The 16,783-nt window shown below is 59.9% G+C and carries 15 protein-coding genes and 1 tRNA gene; 6 read left to right on the top strand and 10 right to left on the bottom strand.

Translation table 11 applies throughout. The features are described 5' to 3' along the window. The 3 genes from B3187_RS13750 to B3187_RS13760 all read left to right on the top strand — a co-directional run. A partial coding sequence (locus B3187_RS13750; protein ID WP_286807049.1) for a BMP family ABC transporter substrate-binding protein occupies window positions 1-427 on the top strand: 427 nt, incomplete at its 5' end. Window positions 428-471: 44 nt separating this feature from the next. Continuing rightward, window positions 472-1,194, top strand: coding sequence for a TetR/AcrR family transcriptional regulator (locus B3187_RS13755; RefSeq protein ID WP_265366732.1), 723 nt, complete (start codon window positions 472-474; stop codon window positions 1,192-1,194). Next, window positions 1,191-2,546 carry an 8-oxoguanine deaminase gene (locus B3187_RS13760; protein ID WP_286807050.1) on the top strand — a complete coding sequence of 452 codons (1,356 nt, stop codon included), beginning with the start codon at window positions 1,191-1,193 and terminating at the stop codon, window positions 2,544-2,546. Before B3187_RS13755 ends, B3187_RS13760 begins: the two co-directional genes overlap by 4 nt. A 57-nt stretch (window positions 2,547-2,603) precedes the next feature. On the opposite strand, the gene B3187_RS13765 is transcribed toward B3187_RS13760, so the two are convergent. Beyond that, a complete protein-coding gene (locus tag B3187_RS13765; protein ID WP_286807051.1) occupies window positions 2,604-3,644 on the bottom strand; it encodes a purine-nucleoside phosphorylase in 1,041 nt (346 codons plus the stop codon). A gap of 415 nt (window positions 3,645-4,059) precedes the next feature. Between B3187_RS13765 and mtnN the strand changes: the two genes are divergently transcribed. After that, window positions 4,060-4,857, top strand: coding sequence for a 5'-methylthioadenosine/S-adenosylhomocysteine nucleosidase (gene mtnN, locus B3187_RS13770; RefSeq protein ID WP_286807053.1), 798 nt, complete (start codon window positions 4,060-4,062; stop codon window positions 4,855-4,857). Window positions 4,858-4,885: 28 nt separating this feature from the next. Here mtnN and B3187_RS13775 read toward each other — a convergent pair whose 3' ends face one another. The 9 genes from B3187_RS13775 to B3187_RS13815 form a co-directional block, all read right to left on the bottom strand. Then, entirely contained in the window at window positions 4,886-5,758 is an 873-nt protein-coding gene (locus B3187_RS13775) for a mechanosensitive ion channel domain-containing protein (protein ID WP_286807054.1), read from the bottom strand. Window positions 5,759-5,924: 166 nt separating this feature from the next. Continuing rightward, complete coding sequence (locus tag B3187_RS13780) at window positions 5,925-6,131, bottom strand: cold-shock protein (RefSeq protein ID WP_024462033.1); 207 nt, start codon at window positions 6,129-6,131, stop codon at window positions 5,925-5,927. A gap of 417 nt (window positions 6,132-6,548) precedes the next feature. After that, window positions 6,549-6,624, bottom strand: a tRNA-Phe gene (locus B3187_RS13785). Between the two features lie 111 nt (window positions 6,625-6,735). Then, entirely contained in the window at window positions 6,736-7,188 is a 453-nt protein-coding gene (locus B3187_RS13790; RefSeq protein ID WP_286807056.1) for a hypothetical protein, read from the bottom strand. Beyond that, window positions 7,185-8,102 carry a lipid kinase gene (locus B3187_RS13795; RefSeq protein WP_286807057.1) on the bottom strand — a complete coding sequence of 306 codons (918 nt, stop codon included), beginning with the start codon at window positions 8,100-8,102 and terminating at the stop codon, window positions 7,185-7,187. The genes B3187_RS13790 and B3187_RS13795 overlap by 4 nt, the downstream gene beginning before the upstream one ends. 12 nt (window positions 8,103-8,114) lie before the next feature. Beyond that, complete coding sequence (locus B3187_RS13800; RefSeq protein ID WP_024462030.1) at window positions 8,115-8,402, bottom strand: oxidative damage protection protein; 288 nt, start codon at window positions 8,400-8,402, stop codon at window positions 8,115-8,117. A 37-nt stretch (window positions 8,403-8,439) separates the two neighbouring features. After that, complete coding sequence (locus B3187_RS13805; protein WP_286807059.1) at window positions 8,440-10,311, bottom strand: glycoside hydrolase family 2 protein; 1,872 nt, start codon at window positions 10,309-10,311, stop codon at window positions 8,440-8,442. 18 nt (window positions 10,312-10,329) lie between these two features. Beyond that, window positions 10,330-11,403: an A/G-specific adenine glycosylase gene (gene mutY, locus B3187_RS13810; protein WP_286807060.1), complete on the bottom strand. Its 1,074-nt coding sequence runs from the start codon at window positions 11,401-11,403 to the stop codon at window positions 10,330-10,332. A 49-nt stretch (window positions 11,404-11,452) separates the two neighbouring features. Continuing rightward, complete coding sequence (locus B3187_RS13815) at window positions 11,453-13,657, bottom strand: AsmA family protein (RefSeq protein WP_286807061.1); 2,205 nt, start codon at window positions 13,655-13,657, stop codon at window positions 11,453-11,455. Window positions 13,658-13,879: 222 nt separating this feature from the next. Here B3187_RS13815 and B3187_RS13820 point away from each other — a divergent pair, with 222 nt between their 5' ends. Together B3187_RS13820 and B3187_RS13825 are read left to right on the top strand one after the other, a co-directional pair. Continuing rightward, complete coding sequence (locus B3187_RS13820) at window positions 13,880-14,929, top strand: Fe(3+) ABC transporter substrate-binding protein (protein ID WP_286807062.1); 1,050 nt, start codon at window positions 13,880-13,882, stop codon at window positions 14,927-14,929. A gap of 105 nt (window positions 14,930-15,034) precedes the next feature. Beyond that, complete coding sequence (locus B3187_RS13825) at window positions 15,035-16,723, top strand: ABC transporter permease (protein ID WP_286807063.1); 1,689 nt, start codon at window positions 15,035-15,037, stop codon at window positions 16,721-16,723. Window positions 16,724-16,783 lie beyond the last annotated feature (60 nt).

A 16,783-nucleotide genomic window follows, 5' to 3' on the forward strand; every position in this document is an offset into this window, starting at 1 on the left:
GACCATGCATACCGACTCGCCGGCGGTGATTCAGGCGGCCGAGGCACGCGGCGTCTACTCCGTAGGCTTCAATTCGGACATGAGCAGCTATGGTCCCAAATCCCACCTGACCGCGGCGGTGATGCACTGGGAAAGCATTTATCGCTCCAAGATTCAGGCCGTAATTGACGGCACCTGGGAACCGACCGCCCTCTGGCATGGCCTGAAGGAAGGCGTCGTGGATGTGGCGCCGTTTAACGACGCGGTGCCCGAGTGGGTTGTTGAAAAGGTCAATAGCGTTAAAATGCAGATCATCAATGGCGAGCATGCCGTCTTTGAAGGCCCGATCTACAATCAGGCCGGTGAGCTGATGGTGAAAGAGGGTGAAGAGCTGAGCGACGAGGATCTGCTTGAGCTGGAATGGTACGTAAAAGGCACCGACGGATAAAGGCAACAGGGAATCAGAGCCCTACAACGGAGAACATGATAACAATGGTCAATAAAGCACTGGAAAACGCGATGGACTTCGACCCCAACGAAACCCCGACCGGCAAGTACAGGGCGGGGAAAATTCGGGACCGCAACCTGACCAATATTATCAAGGCGGCGGAGGAAGAGTTTGTTCAACACGGCTACCGGGGTACCAGCATCCAGGCCATCGCCGATCGAGCCCAGATTCCGAAGGCCAATGTCCATTATTATTTCAAGAGCAAGTCCAACCTGTACATTGCGGTGTTGGATAACCTGATCCATCTGTGGAACAACTTTTTCGACGAAATTACCGAAAAGGATGATCCGGCGGTGGTACTGGATGAGTTCATCCGGAAGAAGGTCGAGCTGTCCTACACGCACCCTCGCGCATCCAAGCTGTTCGCCATGGAAATCGTTCAGGGCGCACCGCATTTAAAAGACTACATTCGCACCGAAATGCGTCAATGGGTCCGACGCAAGGCGGCGGTCATCGATACCTGGATCGAGCAGGGGCGCATGGCGAAGGTGGACTCCATGCAGTTGATCTTCCTGATCTGGTCCTCCACTCAGCATTACGCCGACTTCGACACTCAGGTACTCACCATCATGAACCGGGCGGAGTACGAACCGGATATGATCCGCGATATTTCCGATTTTCTGAGTCAGTTGATCTTGCGCGGCTGCGGCCTTGAGCCCCCCGCGCGGCCGGCGGCGCAAACCGCGTTGGATGAAGCCGAGTCATGAGCGTTCTATGGCTGCGCCACCCGCTGGCATGCTGGACCGGCACAGGGGAGAACGCCGACAACGGGTTGGTGGTGCGAGACAACCACATCGTCGAGCTGGTGGCGAAAGGCCGAGAGCCCGCCACCGCCTATGATCAGACATTCGATGCCTCAAACCATGTGCTGCTTCCCGGCCTGATCAACTGCCACCATCATTTTTACCAAACCCTGACCCGGGCCTTTCCCCCCGCATTGAACAAAGGTCTGTTCGACTGGCTACAGACGCTCTACCCGGTGTGGACGAACCTTGACGATGATGCCATTTATGCATCAACCCGACTGGCATTGGCCGAGCTATTGATGTCCGGCTGCACCACCGCTGCTGATCATCATTACGTATTCAGCACGCTATTGCCCCGCGCCATTGATACTCAGGTATCGGCCGCACACAGCATCGGCATGCGGGTCACGCTGACACGCGGTTCCATGAGCCTTGGCGAATCAGCAGGGGGGCTGCCACCGGACTTCTTGGTGGAAACCGAGGCAAGCATTCTGAGTGAAAGCCGGCGACTGGTTGACCGCTATCACGACCGGCGCCCCGAGTCCTTTTGCAGAATTGCTCTGGCGCCTTGCTCGCCGTTTTCAGTGACTCCGGATCTGATGCGTGAGAGCGCCCAACTGGCAGTCGAGAAAGATGTGCTGCTGCATACGCACCTTGGGGAAACCGAAGACGAGAACCAGTTCTGCCTGAATCGCTTCAACCAGCGACCGGTGGACTATCTGGACAGCGTGGGCTGGCTGAACGAGCGCGTCTGGCTCGCCCATGGTATTCACTTCAACGATGGCGAAATTCAACGTCTGGCGGGCAGCGGGGTGGGCGTATGCCACTGCCCCAGCTCTAACATGCTGCTGGGCTCGGGCCAATGCCGGGCGCAGGAGATGCGCCACGTTGGGGTGCGCTTGGGCTTGGGGGTAGACGGCTCGGCTTCGAACGACGGCTCCAACATGATTCAGGAGGCGCGCCAGGCCATGCTGATGCAGAAGCTGACTTACGGCGCAGCGGGATGCAGTCACCGGGATGCGTTAACCATGGCGACCAGCGGTGGCGCGGCCCTGTTGCAGAGACCGGAACTGGGGACGCTGGCAAAAGGACAACAGGCCGACCTGGCACTGTTTCGTCTGGAGAAACCACGCTTCTCCGGGCACGGGGACCCAGTTGCGGCACTGCTGTTGTGCGGGGCTCATCGAGCGGACTTCGTCATGGTGGGAGGGCGCTGGAAAGTGAAGGCTGGCGAGCTGATTGACAATGATATCGACCGGATTATTGCCGAGCATACGCAGGCAGCCCAACGTCTTCGCGACAAAGCGGCCTGACTGACGTCGATAAAGACCGATTGAAGGGGCCGCACGCGCGACCCCGGTCAGAATGCGCTAAAGCGCTCCCGGAATTTTGTCCTCGTAGGTGCCCCATCCCTTCAACAGCGTCTGCACGACGCGATTGCCCAGGCCGAAAGCCGCTTCATAAGCCGGCAGACTGTCATCCGGATAAGGCGCGGTGGTGCTCCAGGCCGCTGTTTTATCCGGCGGCTGCAGACTGAAGTTACTGACAGTGCGAAGTACCAACACCCGATCAGTATCCACGCGGCCGGTTTTTGCCAGTCGGTGCAGCGCGGTCAGGGTGCCGTTGTCTTCCATATTGGTGGTGACCATATTGGCATCATCACCCGCATGCAGCTTGACCCAATCATTGGCCCACTTGTTGAGCAACTCACCGTGCCAATAGGTGCTGGCCCCCAACGTATCGCCTATGGTAACGAAAGGAGGTCGTTGCGCATTGGGGTAGCCTTCATAATGTTCGCGAAAGCTTTTCAGCCCAGGCGTGTCCGCCACCGGATGGTCCTTGGTCAATTCATAGGCCCAATCTACCAGGGACGAATTCAGATCGTAGGAGATGGTATCCACCGTCCAACCGGTGGACTCCTGATTCGGCTCTTTGGCACCCAGTGGAATCAGGCCATAATCCCAACTGTCGGGAATTTCCCGACCGTCAATCTCGTAGAGAAGATCGCCATCCACTACGTGTTTGGCCCATACCCCCGTGCCCAGCGATACATCCAGCGGATCGCCACCGCCAATACCCGCAATCACCCAATAGGCATTGGACAGATCGAAACGATCATCCAGACCCAGCGCCATGATGGACGCGGTGGCGTTGGTCACACCACCGCCGGTGCAGATCGCGAGCACACCGTCGTCGTTGACATGCAGATCGTGAGCTCCAAGGGGAAAGTCCACTTTCTCGAGCTTCAGCCGTTCAATCCAGAACTGGTACTCCCCAGGCTCGTCTCCCGTCAGCTCACCATTTTCGAACATGGCGACCACTACCACTTTTACCGGAATCGCCGCCTGGGCGGCAAAAGACATAAATAACGCGGCCATCAACAGCCCCGAACGCAGAATCAATGTTTGCACAAGCTACCTCTCCTGTTGGATGAAAAAGATCAGGATGGCTTATGCAAAATACTGTCCAATTGGACAACATATTGCGGAAGGCCGCGAAACGTCTCGGCAAATGCGCCGGAACGCTCGCCAGGCCCGACAGAAATCGCACAGTTTGTGGGCAGCAACATCACAAGGAGCGCCTTTTTTGCTCATTCCCCAGGCCATTGACGCTATCAATTCCCATTTTTTGACGATCCAGTCAGGTAAATTAAGGTTGGGTACAGAAATTGCTGTCATGCACAAGACGCACCGGAGTTGAGCTCTGATGGTCCATATCGACGTGACGATCCAGTGCTCCCCGCTTTTTACCAACACACTACGAGAAGCCACTATGATGATACTTTCCTCATCCCTTTTACGGGCGACCTTCGGGGTCTTATGCCTTTTGCTGCTTTCAACTCTCAGTCATGCGAACACCGATCTGGTGTACGAGCCCACGGAGACCATCGTCATTCTCGGCGCCGTCCCTCAGGAAATTCCGGTACTGACCGATGCCCTGAAGGACCCGGAAAAGAAAAGCCTGTGGGGAATCCCCTACTGGCAGGGAACGCTGCACGGCAAACCGGTAGTGGTGGCCATCACCGGTATCGGTAAAACCTACACTGGCATGACCACCACTCTTTTTCTCCGGGAGTTCCGCCCCCGTCTGGTGTTGATGACCGGTACCGGCGCCCGTGTGAACCCGGATTTGAGAACCGGTGATGTGGTGGTGGCCACCCATACCTATGAGCACGACTACGGTAGCTTGACATCCAGTGGCATGACCTACCGCCCCATGAACAGCCCGGACGACGGCAAAGAAGTGGAGAATGAATTTACCCCAAGTGGGAATCTTCTGAAACTGGCAGAGAAGGCGATGGAAACCTATCCCGCGCAAACTGTCAGTGCCAACAACGACACCTACAAAAACACTGTCCGCTTTGGGGTGGTGACCTCATCGGATCTGTTCGGGGTGACCGAACGTCGGCTCACACTACTGCGGGAGAAGTTCAAGGCCGACATTATGGAGATGGAATCCGCCCCCCTGGGGCATGTGTGCGAGACCTTCGGGGTGCCCTATCTGATCATCCGCTCCGGCAGCAACCTGGCCAAGGAAGAGCCCAACAACGATTACTTGCGCTTGGGCCCAATCGCTGCCCGGGAGGCGGCCAAGTTCTCCCTGCATCTACTTGAATACCTTTGATCAACGCACTGCGGCCTCCGATGATGGATCATTTGGCGGGACAGTCCTCTGTTTTTTGGGAAAGAAGCTCGGCATGCGTGAACACCTCCGACAGAATCGATTGCTCGATCGCGCTACGCCGGTCGGTCAGCACGGGGATGCGCACCACCAGGTGAACTTCTTCGGCGCTCGGCATCTGCAGGGTAATGCGTGGCTCCACCGAGGGGGCGTCCAGGCCGCGATATTCGTTCAGTCTTTTGAGATAGCGCTTGGCCTCGGCCAGATAGGACGCACAGTGATCATTGGCCGAGGCCAACAGCGCCTGTTGCGCGGCCTGCCAGTTGGCGGTGCGCTTGAAGGGGATGGTGAACACGTGCAGCACATAGTCGTGGGTGTAGCTTTCGTTGATCACCGGCTCGGCCACAAACAGGGCGTTGGGAATCACGATCATCCGCCCGGTGCGCTGGTGGGTCAACTTGCCCGGGCCCACTTCCAGAATGGTGGTCGCGAGCAGACTCTGGTCGATCACATCGCCGCGAAAGTCCTTCACCTGAATGCGGTCCCCGATGTTGAAGGACCCAGCCCCGGCTTTGAGAATGGAGCCGGTCACACACAGAATCAGCTCCTTGGTGGCCACCACAAACGCCACGGCGATGGCCACCACCGACAGTGCCAGGGTGCGCAGCTCTTCCCCCCAGATGATGATCAACCCCAGCAGCATGAACAGCAGCAGGCCGTTACGCGAGTGCACCAGCCAGCGGCGGCGCAACTCCATGGAGGCGACGTTGCGGCGGATGTAGCGGGCGGACAGCGCCCGCACTACCACCACCACGGTGATCAGCAACGCTGTGCTGATCAGCAGCTTCAGCAGCGTTTCCGAGGCGGCCAGTTCGGCGGGGTTGATACCAATGGTTTCCAGCATGGTGGTGTCCTGATCTTACGCCCGACGCGGGCATCGGTAATGGGCGCAGTGTAGCAAATCCGGCGGCAAAGCCATGAACACCGGGCATAAAAAAACGGCGCCCCGAGGAGCGCCGTTTCTCGTTGCTTGCCTCGAGGGGCAAGCGACCTAACGAAGCGACAATCGCTTACATAGGCTGGATGTTTTCCGCCTGAGGACCTTTCTGGCCCTGAGTCACGGTGAAGCTTACTTTCTGGCCTTCGGCCAGGGTTTTGAAGCCAGTGCCCTGAATGGCGCTGAAGTGAGCGAAAACGTCCGGACCGGACTCCTGCTCAATAAAACCAAAACCTTTTGCTTCGTTGAACCACTTAACGGTACCAGTAACTGTAGACATAGTCTTACCTTAATCAATCAAAATGTGTAGATGACCCGAGGGTCGGTTGTGCTGGAAATGGTGCTATTACTTATGACGGACAGGACGACTTGCTACAGGCAGGAATCGAAATGGTTGTGCATAAATATAAAACAAGCTTTCTAGCAGGACCCATAGTATCTGTTCTACAGCCGGCGTCAAGACTTTTTGGATGGCTGGGCATAAAAAAAACCCCGCAGCCATGGGGGCTAACGGGGTTTTTTCAAAGTATGGTGCCCGGAGGCGGAATGCTCGCCCCATCCATGGGGCTCGGCCTGCGGCCCGCCCTTCGGGCGTCCAAAATTGTTCCAGACAATTTTGTCGAACCAGGCGGTGGCTCTCATCCAGCCACCTGGCACCATAAAAAAACCCCCGCCTTTGCAGGCGAGGGTTTTTGTATGGTGCCCGGAGGCGGAATCGAACCACCGACACGAGGATTTTCAATCCACTGCTCTACCGACTGAGCTATCCGGGCTTTTCTTGTCTTGGTCTGCCAGCCCCGGGGGCTCGGCGACAAGAGGCGCGTATTAAACCGTTTCAGGCTCAATGAGTCAAGAGGGGTTGGCAAATTCCTGAGGACTGATGCCTAACCGCCATGTTTTTTCAGGCACTGCTCCAGTTGAGCACGGCTTTCGTCCAAGTGGGCACTCACTTTTTCCCGCCAGTGGGGATAAGGCGCCTCGGGGTTCAGGGCGTCGCAGACGGTCAGTACCTGATGCAGGTGTTCTTCCGCCTCCAGGCACTGGCGAATCAGGCTGACGGTCTGGTCCGCGGAGAACAGGGCCCTGATGCGGTGGATCAGGTGTTCACCGGCTTCTTTTTCGCTGTTCGGGGCCGCCGGCAGGTCGCCGGCGTCGCGGATGGCGTCGGCCAGGCCGTCGGACAGACTGTCGCGGGCATCGGCCAGGCTTGAAAACAGGGCCGCCACGTCATCATCGTCAATGAACTCCGCCAGGTCGCGCAGGTTGTCCGCGCTTTCCTGTACCCCAACGTGCAGGTTTTGCAGGGCGGTTTGCAGATCGGTTCTGAGCAGATTCATAGCATTGGCCTGTCGGTTTCAAAAGCATTGTTCTCCGGTGCCACCACTTCCAGCGCACCGGGGATACAGTGGAACTGTGCCGGCGTGGCGGTTACCGGCTCGCCGTCCGCGTGTATCGACATACCGGTCGGACGGGTCTCTATCTCGATCCGCTGACCCCGCGCGGTCACGACCCGGTGGTCCAGGTCATACTGGCCTTCGCGCAGCAGCGGCGCCAGCGTCAGAAGCTCCCAGACGCCCAGGGGACGTACGCTGTACAGCGACAGCAGGCCATCGTCAATGCTGGCGCAATCCCGGACCACGTTACCGCCACCGTAGTAACGGCCGTTGCCCACCGCCAGTTGGATGGAGCGCAGTTTCTGGCGCTGGCCATCGACGGTCAGTCGGACGCGGAACTGACGACGGCGCAGCAGCGCGGCGAAGAACGCTCTGAGGTAACTGAACACGCCCCACTGTTTCTTGACCTCATCGGTCAGCTCTTCTGTGACCTGCACCCCCAGGCCAAGGTTCGCCACATTGAAAAAATACTGGTCGTTGACCACGCCCAGATCGATTCGGCGACGCGGGTTGGCGGCAATGACGTCAAAGGCGGCGTTCAGCTCCTGAGGCACCCCCAGGGTGCGGGCTAGGTCGTTGGCGGTACCGAGCGGTAGGATCGCCAGCGGCAGTTGGCATTCATACAGGGTCTGGGCCATGGAGCTGATGGTGCCGTCGCCCCCGGCCATGATGACCAGATCCAGTTGCTCGCGGCGCTCGCGCACCGCCCGGCGGCTTTGTTCCGGCCCCTTTGAGAGGTAGAGCTCCACCTCAAATCCGGCGCTGCGCAGGCGCTCGACCCCTTCATCGAGCGTCGCCTCGGAACCCCGACGGCTGCCGGGGTTGATGATCAACAGGGTGCGAATGGCGCTGGCCATCGGGGGCGTCCGTCAGGATGCGCCGTCGGTGTCACTGGGTGGGACGTAGCCTTCGGCCTTGTCGTAATCGTCCCCGGAGAGAAACTTGTCCATCTGCTCGCTCAGGTAAGTGCGCGAACCCATGTCCATCAGATTCAGATGCTTTTCATTGATCAGCATGGTCTGATGCGCCAGCCACTCCTGCCAGGCCTGGCGGGAGATGTTGTCATAGATGTCCTGCCCTTTGGGGCCGGGCAGTGGAGGACGCTCCAGGCCCTCCAGCTCACGTTGGTACTTGCGACAGAATACGGTGCGGGACATACGGCGTGCCTCCTAAGCCTTCAATGTGGCCGGGATACTACTCACTCTGTTCGGCCTTTTCCACAGTGACCCGCTCCAGAGCGCGCTGACGATAGTATTCGCGGAGCACGCCAAAGGCCTCCTTGGGTACGCCGGTTTCGGACAGCAGGCCCTTGCGGTTGAAGTCGTCCTGAACTCCCGGCAGCGTACGACGCGGCGAGCGGAAATCCGCCAGAATCCAGGGTGAGGTACCGACAAAACCATCGATCTTGTCGAGCATAGCCAGGGTTTTGCGGTACAACTCGGCCTGATAGGCCTCGGTCCAGAGGGTGTTGGAGTCGCCCTGCAGGCCCTGCTTGGCACCGGCTCCGAACTCGCTGATAAACACCGGCTTGTCGTAGGGTATGTGCCAAGTGACCCGCTCGGCTTTTTCGTGTAATCCATCGTACCAGCCGATGTATTGATTGAAGCTGACAATGTCCATCAACTCCGCCAGGGGATCCTCCACGATGGCACGCTCGGGATTCTCGGGGTCGTAGTGCTTTTCCATGGCGGCGCTGATCAAGCGGCTACTGTCCAGGGAACGGGCCCGGTCGGCCAGACGGGTCAGGAACCGATTGCGCGCCTCACTCACCGGCGTTTCATTGGCCAGTGACCAGATGATGATCGAGGCGCGGTTTTTGTCCCGTCCGATCATTTCTTCCAGTTGCGCCTGGGCATTCTGGTAGGTCTCTTCGCTGTCCCAGTTGATGGTCCAGTACACCGGAATTTCCGACCAGAGCATGACGCCCAGTTGGTCTGCCAGACGGACAATGTGTTCGTTGTGCGGGTAATGTGCCAGGCGCACAAAGTTGGCATTCAGGTCGCGCGCCCACTGCAGCTGCTTGCGGGCTTCTTCCACGGAGGTGACGCGACCACCGCCGTCCACGGCGTATTCTTCATGCAGGGAAATACCCCGCAGGAAAACCGGTTTGCCGTTCAACAGCAACTGTTTGCCCTCGGCTTCAATGGTGCGCAGCCCCACTTCGTCATCCAGCCGGTCGTTGCCCGTGCGCACAATGACCTGATACATGCGCGGGCTGTCCGGCGACCACAGCTGGGCACCCACAGCTTGAGCGCTGAAGGTCGCAATACCCTCGGCGTTGGTGGTGGCCCGGACATCGATGTTGAGTTGCGGCAGAGTCAGGCGCACTTCCCGACCGGCGCCGGCACCATCGACCACCGCGTAGCCGGACAGCTCCCCGGTTTTGTGGTCATTGAGCTGAATTTTGTAATCCCGCACGAACACTTCGGGAGTCACCAGCAGGCGCACACTTCGGGTGATGCCGCCATAGTTCCACCAGTCGGTGTTAAGAGTGGGCACACCGTCACGCTCGCGTCTGTTATCCACCTTCACCACCAGAGAGTTGTTCTGGGGCTTCAGCTTGCCGGTGGTTTCAAAATAGAACGGGGTAAAACCGCCGACGTGGTGCCCGAGCTTTTCGCCATTGAGGTACACATCGGCGCGATAATTCGCTGCGGAAAAATGCAGGAACGTGCGCTGCTTGCCTTCGGTCGTGGGCGCATTGAACAGTTTGCGATACCAGATGGAGCCTTCGTAGTAATACAGTTTTTCTTTCTGGGTATTCCAGTCCCCCGGCACAGTCAGGCTCTCGGAGGCGTCAAAGTCATATTCGATCAGTTCGCCGGAGTGGCGCGGTTTGGCATCACGAAAATAGGCACTGCGCGGCGGATTGTCCATCTGGTCAAACGGCTCGTAGCGATAGTTGTAATAGCCGTTTTCATAGGGGTCGACGATAATTTTCCACTCCCCGTTCAACGGCAGGGCCGGCCGGGTGTAGGTCTGAAAGGGCTCAAATTCCGTTGCCGATGCCGCCAGCGATGTCAGCCCAAACAGGGTGCTCAAAGCGGTCATTATTATCGTTTTCATCTGAATCTCCTGTGGTATTTATTCCGCCGCGGTCAGGGCGCGCGGGTCCAGCTCCGCCAATTGCTGTAACAGCTTTTTGACCGGCGCGGCCAACCCCAGTGCTTCGGGCCGATCGAGCCGATACCAGGTCTGAGCCCGCTCGCCCACCCTGTCCGGCTCCCGCGCCAGCTGCAACAGCACCGGGGTGATATCCAGGTGATAATGGCTGAAGGTGTGCCGATAGCTGTCCCAGATTTCCCGATCGACGACTTCGCCATAGTGGTCCTGCACATGAACCTGTGCGTCTTTCTCCCGCGCCAGCTCCGGGAACCCCCAGAGGCCACCCCAGATGCCCTGGGGTGGGCGCTGCTGCAACAGTATATCCCCCGCGGGGTTGCGCAACATCAGGAACTGCACGGCTTTGACCGGTTTGTCTTTTTTCGGTTTCTTGCCCGGATAATCGGTGGGATTACCCTGGGCCCGGGCGATGCAGCTGTCATTCACCGGGCACTGGTCGCACTGCGGGCGGGTGCGGGTGCACAGGGTCGCCCCCAGATCCATCATGGCCTGGGTGTAATCCCCCACCCGACGTTTTGGCGTATTGACCTCGGCGTACTCCCAGAGGGCATTCTGCACCGCGGTCTGGCCCGGCCAACCCGGTACCGCATAGTGACGGGCCAGCACCCGTTTGACGTTGCCATCGAGAATCGCCGCGTGTTCACCATAGGCAATGCTGGCAATGGCGCCGGCGGTGGACCGGCCAATACCCGGCAGATCGCTCAGCGCCTCGACACTGCGGGGGAAGGCACCGCCATGCTCGCTCACCACCTGCTGGGCGCAGCGGTGCAGGTTGCGTGCCCGGGCGTAATAGCCCAGTCCGGTCCACAGGTGCAGCACTTCATCTACGGGGGCTTCAGCCAGTGCCTCGACCGTGGGAAAGCGCTCCATGAATCGTTCGAAATAGGGAATGACCGTGGTCACCTGGGTCTGCTGGAGCATGATCTCCGACAACCAGACCCGGTAGGCATTGATGTTCTGCTGCCACGGCAGATGCTTGCGCCCGTGACGATCAAACCAACGCAGCACGGCACGGGCAAAGGGGGTATCACTCATTTACGGCTCGTTTCACTTCAGTCGGGTACCACACACACCGTCGCGACCATCAGCGGCGGAACAGATCTTTCAGCCGCTCTTCCGCACTCGGTTCGGACTCGCCGGACTCATCGGTCGCCTCTTCATCGTCGCCACCCAGCAGACGCTCGCGTACCCGGTCTTCAAGCTCGCGTTTTTCCTCATCGAGCTTCTCCCGGGCGCGGGCTTTCTCCTCGTCCACTTTTTGCTGGGCGCGGGCCTTTTCCGCTTCAATGCGCTCGCCGTGCTGCTCTTTTAGTTTGTAGGCGGCGAAGTCCTTGATCAGGGACTGCACTCCGTCGCTGTCGAGCCCACAGTCGCCAAGTGGGTTGAGGTCATCCAGTGAACCCCGGCAGCGCAGCAGCGACAGGCTCCGGTCCAGCCAGTAATTGCTGGTGACCTGACAGCCCCCTTCACTGGTGCTCTCACTGCCCAGGCGCATGGGCAGGGTAAAGTCGTACAGCGCCTGTTTCATGTCCAGTTTACCCTGGGCCCCAAGGGTCAGGCGCTCCACTCCGGCCTGCAGGTATTCCAGACGAATCACCTGATCCTGGATGGTAACTTTGCCGGACAGGGCTTTCATTTCGGTGTAATCCGCCCAGGCTTTCTGCGGATCGGCTTGCGCCTGCGTCACCCGGTTGACGATTTCGCAGAACTTCTGCTCGACGTTCAGCGGCGCGAGCCGCACTTGAGCGCCGGAGAAGGCGGCCTGCGCATCCAACGCCGAGGTGAGTTCATTCAGGGTCAGGCCCCGGGTATCCGCGGCCACATCGGCGTTCAATGCGCCGGTCAGTTGCAGCTTTTCATCAAACTCCAGGGCGGTCAGAAGAGGGCCGAGTTCCAGCCCGCTCAGGTCCGCCACCAGATCCACCACTGCTGTTTCACCGGTACCGTCCAGGCGGGCATTGGCATCGAGCCGGCCCTGGTAGGCGTTGAGCGTGGCCCGTTCCAGATTGACCACGCCGTCGCGAGCCAGCAGGCGCACGCTCAGGTCCTGCATTTCCAGGTCCTTGACCGTCAGGGCGCCGAAATCCAGACCAAAGGCGACATCCAGTGAGCGGATCAGCTCAAGTGGGATCAGGGGCTCGTCTCCGGTGCTCCCGGTTTCTTCCTCCACCGCTTCCTCGGACGGAGGCGGCAGGTAATGGTCGATATTGATCCGGTCGCCCGTCAGTGCGACGTTCAGAGCCATTTGCGACAGATCGGTGATCGCCGCCCGCCCTTCAATGGTGGTTTCATCCAATTCCAGGCGCAGCGGATCGACCGATACCTGCTCGGTAGTGCCTTCGACCCGGGCGCTCACCGCAACCCGGGACAGAGCCTCCGGGTCCGCCAGTTCTGGCGCTGGTAAGGACAGTACCGCCATCAGCGCCTTCGGGCTGAACGGCTCCAGGGTCAGGTCGCTCTGATAACGCGGACTGGTCAGCAGCTCATCCACGCGGGCGTTGATGGTCAGGCGAATATCGTCGGAGGCGCCGGCCCGAGCCAACTCGACCCGCAAACGGCCGTTGCTCAGCTCCAAATGAGAAAAGTCCTGCGCCAGAGTGATCCGCCCATCCAGTTCTCCCGCCACCGCCAGTGGTTCATTGCCGAGCGTGGCCGGATCTTCAATGGACGCTTCCCAGCCCAGGGCGAGATTGAACGGCTGGCCCTGCAGGTTGAAGCCGGTAATGCCCACGTTCAGCGGCGAGAGGGTGAGGTCCTGCCCGGTCCCGAGGTCGCGATAGTGCAGTGAGGCATTGCTCAGGGTGATCTGCTCCACAGCCAGTTGCAGCGCCTTGCCGGACTCGGCTTCACTGGCGGTTGCGGGTTCCGGCGCGGGCTGCTCCGGAGTACTCTCCTCCGGCAGCAGCGCTTCCCAGTTGCCCTGCCCCTGCTCGTCCACTATCAGGTCCAGCGCCGCACCATCAATGAGAATGTGGTGCACCGACACTTCGCCCTGCAACAGCGGGCGAATGGCCAGGCGCAGGCTGGCCTGGTTGAGCTCCGCAATGGCGTCATCCGGCGCGCTCACCGCGGCGACCCGGATATCGTTGACCTCCACCCCCAGGGCGGGCCATAACTGCCAGCCCAGATTGCCGTTGATCTCCAGCGCAACCCCCTGCTCCTGGGCCAGGCTCTCGAGGCGTGGTTTGAACATGTTGGGGTCGAACACAAACACCAATGCGACTGCTGCGATCACAATCAACAGCACCAGCGCTACCAGAACCTTGAGCAGACGTCTTAACAGTTTCACCCGGCACTCCCCTGTCGCACTTTGGCGGAAATAGTGATGGAAAAGGGCTCAGTGTAAGCCCAAAGCGGAAGCAGCCCAAGTGTAGACGTCTCAAGGACCACTTCGCGGGTTAAAAACGTTAAGAAAGCGTTTGCTTCTGTAAATAAGAATACTTATCATCTTAGGCAGCGTTACACTTCCTGTTTGTATATCAGCATTCTCTGCACATTAGGTGGCTTCTTTATGAAACAACTGACCCGCACTTTGATTGGCGGCCTGCTGGCTGGAACCACCGGCCTGTTACTGGCCGCCTGCAGCGACTCCGGCGAACAAGGCCAGGCCGAGCAGACCGAGGCCAAACCCACCGTCACGGTGTATTCGGCCCGCGCCGAACACCTGATCCAGCCGATTTTCGAGCGCTATACCGAGGAAACCGGTGTGAAGGTCCGCTTCATTACCGACAGCGCCGGTGCCCTGATCCAGCGGCTGAAGGCCGAAGGCAGCAATACCCCGGCGGACCTGCTGCTGACCGTGGATGCGGGCAACCTCTGGCAGGCTTCCCAGGAAGGCCTGTTCCAGCCGGTTGAATCCGAAGTGCTGGAACGCAATATTCCCGACCATCTGCAGGCGGACAACAACGACTGGTTCGGCCTGTCGGTGCGTGCCCGCACCATCGTCTACTCCACCGAGCGGGTTGACCCCAGCGAGCTGAGCACCTACGAGGCGCTGGCCGATGATCAATGGCAGGGCCGCCTGTGCCTGCGAACCGCCAAGAAGGTATACAATCAGTCTCTGGTCGCCACCATGATCAACACCCTGGGAGAAGAGACGACGGAAGAGATCGTTTCCGGCTGGGTGGACAACCTGGCCACCGCTCCGCACTCCAACGACACCTCGGCCATGGAAGCGGTGCTGGCGGGTCAGTGTGATGTCACCCTGGTCAACACCTATTACTTCGGCCGCCTTCAGAAAGAGAATCCGGAGGTGAAACTGGCCATCTTCTGGCCCAACCAGGACGGTCGCGGGGTGCACGTCAACGTCTCCGGCGCCGGCCTGACCAAGCACGCCAAACAACCCGAAGCGGCTCAGGCCCTGCTCGAGTGGCTGTCCAGCCCGGAAGCCCAGGAGCAATTTGCCGAGGCCAATCAGGAGTACCCCGCCAACGGTAGCGTCGAGCCCTCTGACTTCGTCGCCGCCTGGGGCGATTTCAAAGCGGACTCGGTCAATGTAGAATCCGCCGGTCGCCTGCAAAGCGATGCCATCAAGTTGATGGATCGCGCCGGCTATCGGTAATCGGTACCCGCAGGTACCGTCGTATCGGGAGTCGGCCTGACCGGGCCGGCTCCCGTTGTTGTTTTTAAACCCGTGCTTCAGGGTCCTCGATTGACCAATCCAGCCATGACTCACAGCGTGATTCAGCGCGAACGCCGCCGCCATTACTGGCAGGCCCGCCTATGGCACCTGCCCGTCTGGTTCATGGCGGTACTGGTGCTAATGCCGGTGAGTGTGATCGTCCTGAGCTGGGGGGATGCACAGACGGATATCTGGCAGCACCTGATTCAGACCCAGCTCGGGCGGCTACTGGAAAACACCCTGATTCTGGTGGTGGGGGTCGGGCTCTGGACGCTCCTGCTGGGCGTCAGTCTCGCCTGGCTGGTGGCGGTCTGTGACTTTCCCGGCCGACGCTGGCTGGATTGGGCGCTGATGCTGCCTCTGGCGGTCCCCACCTATGTGGTCGCCTTTGTGTTTCTGGCGATCACCGATTACGCCGGACCGATTCAGAGCCTCTGGCGTGCCTGGCTCGGCCCGGACGTCGCCTTCCTGCCGGTGCGGGGCCCGCTCGGGGTCGTGTTCATCATGACCTGCGTTCTCTACCCCTATGTCTACATGCTCGCCCGCAGTGCCTTTATCGCTCAGGGCCGCGGCCTGACCGACGCTGCCCGGCTGCTTGGCGAAGGCCCCTGGGGCGCCTTCTGGCGGGTCGCCCTGCCCATGGCCCGGCCAGCCATTGCGGTGGGCATTTCCCTGGCGCTGATGGAAACTCTGGCGGATTTCGGTGCGGTGGCGGTGTTCAACTACGACACTTTCACCACCGCCATCTACAAGTCCTGGTTTGGCTTTTTCAACCTGACCGCCGCCGCCCAGCTCGCCTCGTTACTTCTGCTGTTTGTCGCCCTGGCGTTATTCGCCGAACAGAAAGGCCGGGGCCGCAGCCGCTTCCACCAGACTCCGCGCCGGGAAACCCAGCGCTACCCTCTCAAGGGCGCCCAGGCCTGGCTGGCCAGTGGCTACTGCATTACGGTGTTTGTGGTGGCCTTTGCCATCCCCATTGGCCAACTGGCCCTGTGGACCTGGGCCGAAGGCGCCGCCGCCCTGGACAACCGCTACTGGAGCCTGATTCGCCACACCTTCATTCTCGGCGGTGTCGCAGCGCTGGCCACCACTCTGCTCGCGTTGCTGGTGGCCTACGGCCAGCGCCTGCTGGGCAAGCATCAAGTCAGTGGCGCGGTGCGCCTGGCCAGTCTGGGCTACGCCCTGCCCGGCTCGGTGCTCGCGGTGGGTATCATGATCGGTTTTGCGTTTATTGACCGGGAAATCATCAACCGCGTCCAGGCATTGCTGGGCCTGGAGACCCAACAGTTGTTGGTGGGCACCCTGCTGGCACTGATTCTCGCCTACGCCATCCGCTTTTTCTCGGTAGCGTTTGGCCCGGTGCAGTCGAGCCTGGAGCGCATTCGCCCCAGTTACCAGGAGGCCGCCCACAGTCTGGGCGCCAATCAGTGGCGGGTGTTGCTGCGGGTGTACCTGCCTCTGCTGACGCCCGGATTACTGACCGCGGCGCTGCTGGTTCTGGTGGACACCATGAAAGAGATGCCCGCCACCCTACTGTTGCGCCCCTTCGGTTGGGACACCCTGGCGGTGCGCATTTACGAGCTCACCGGCGAGGGCCAGTGGCGCCGGGCCGCCCTGCCGGCCCTGACCCTGGTAATCCTGAGTATCGCGCCCGTGATGTTGATGATCCGCCAGAGTCGGCTGCCAGCGCGCACCGCCACCACCCTCAGCTCCGGTTCCGGCCCGAAACCCTGACCGGCCAACGAGTCACCACTGGTTAAAACGCCCCCGGGCCGCTAAAATAGCGGCCTTTTA

This window comes from Marinimicrobium sp. UBA4209 (assembly GCF_002381585.1).
GTDB classification, from domain to species: domain Bacteria; phylum Pseudomonadota; class Gammaproteobacteria; order Pseudomonadales; family Cellvibrionaceae; genus Marinimicrobium; species Marinimicrobium koreense.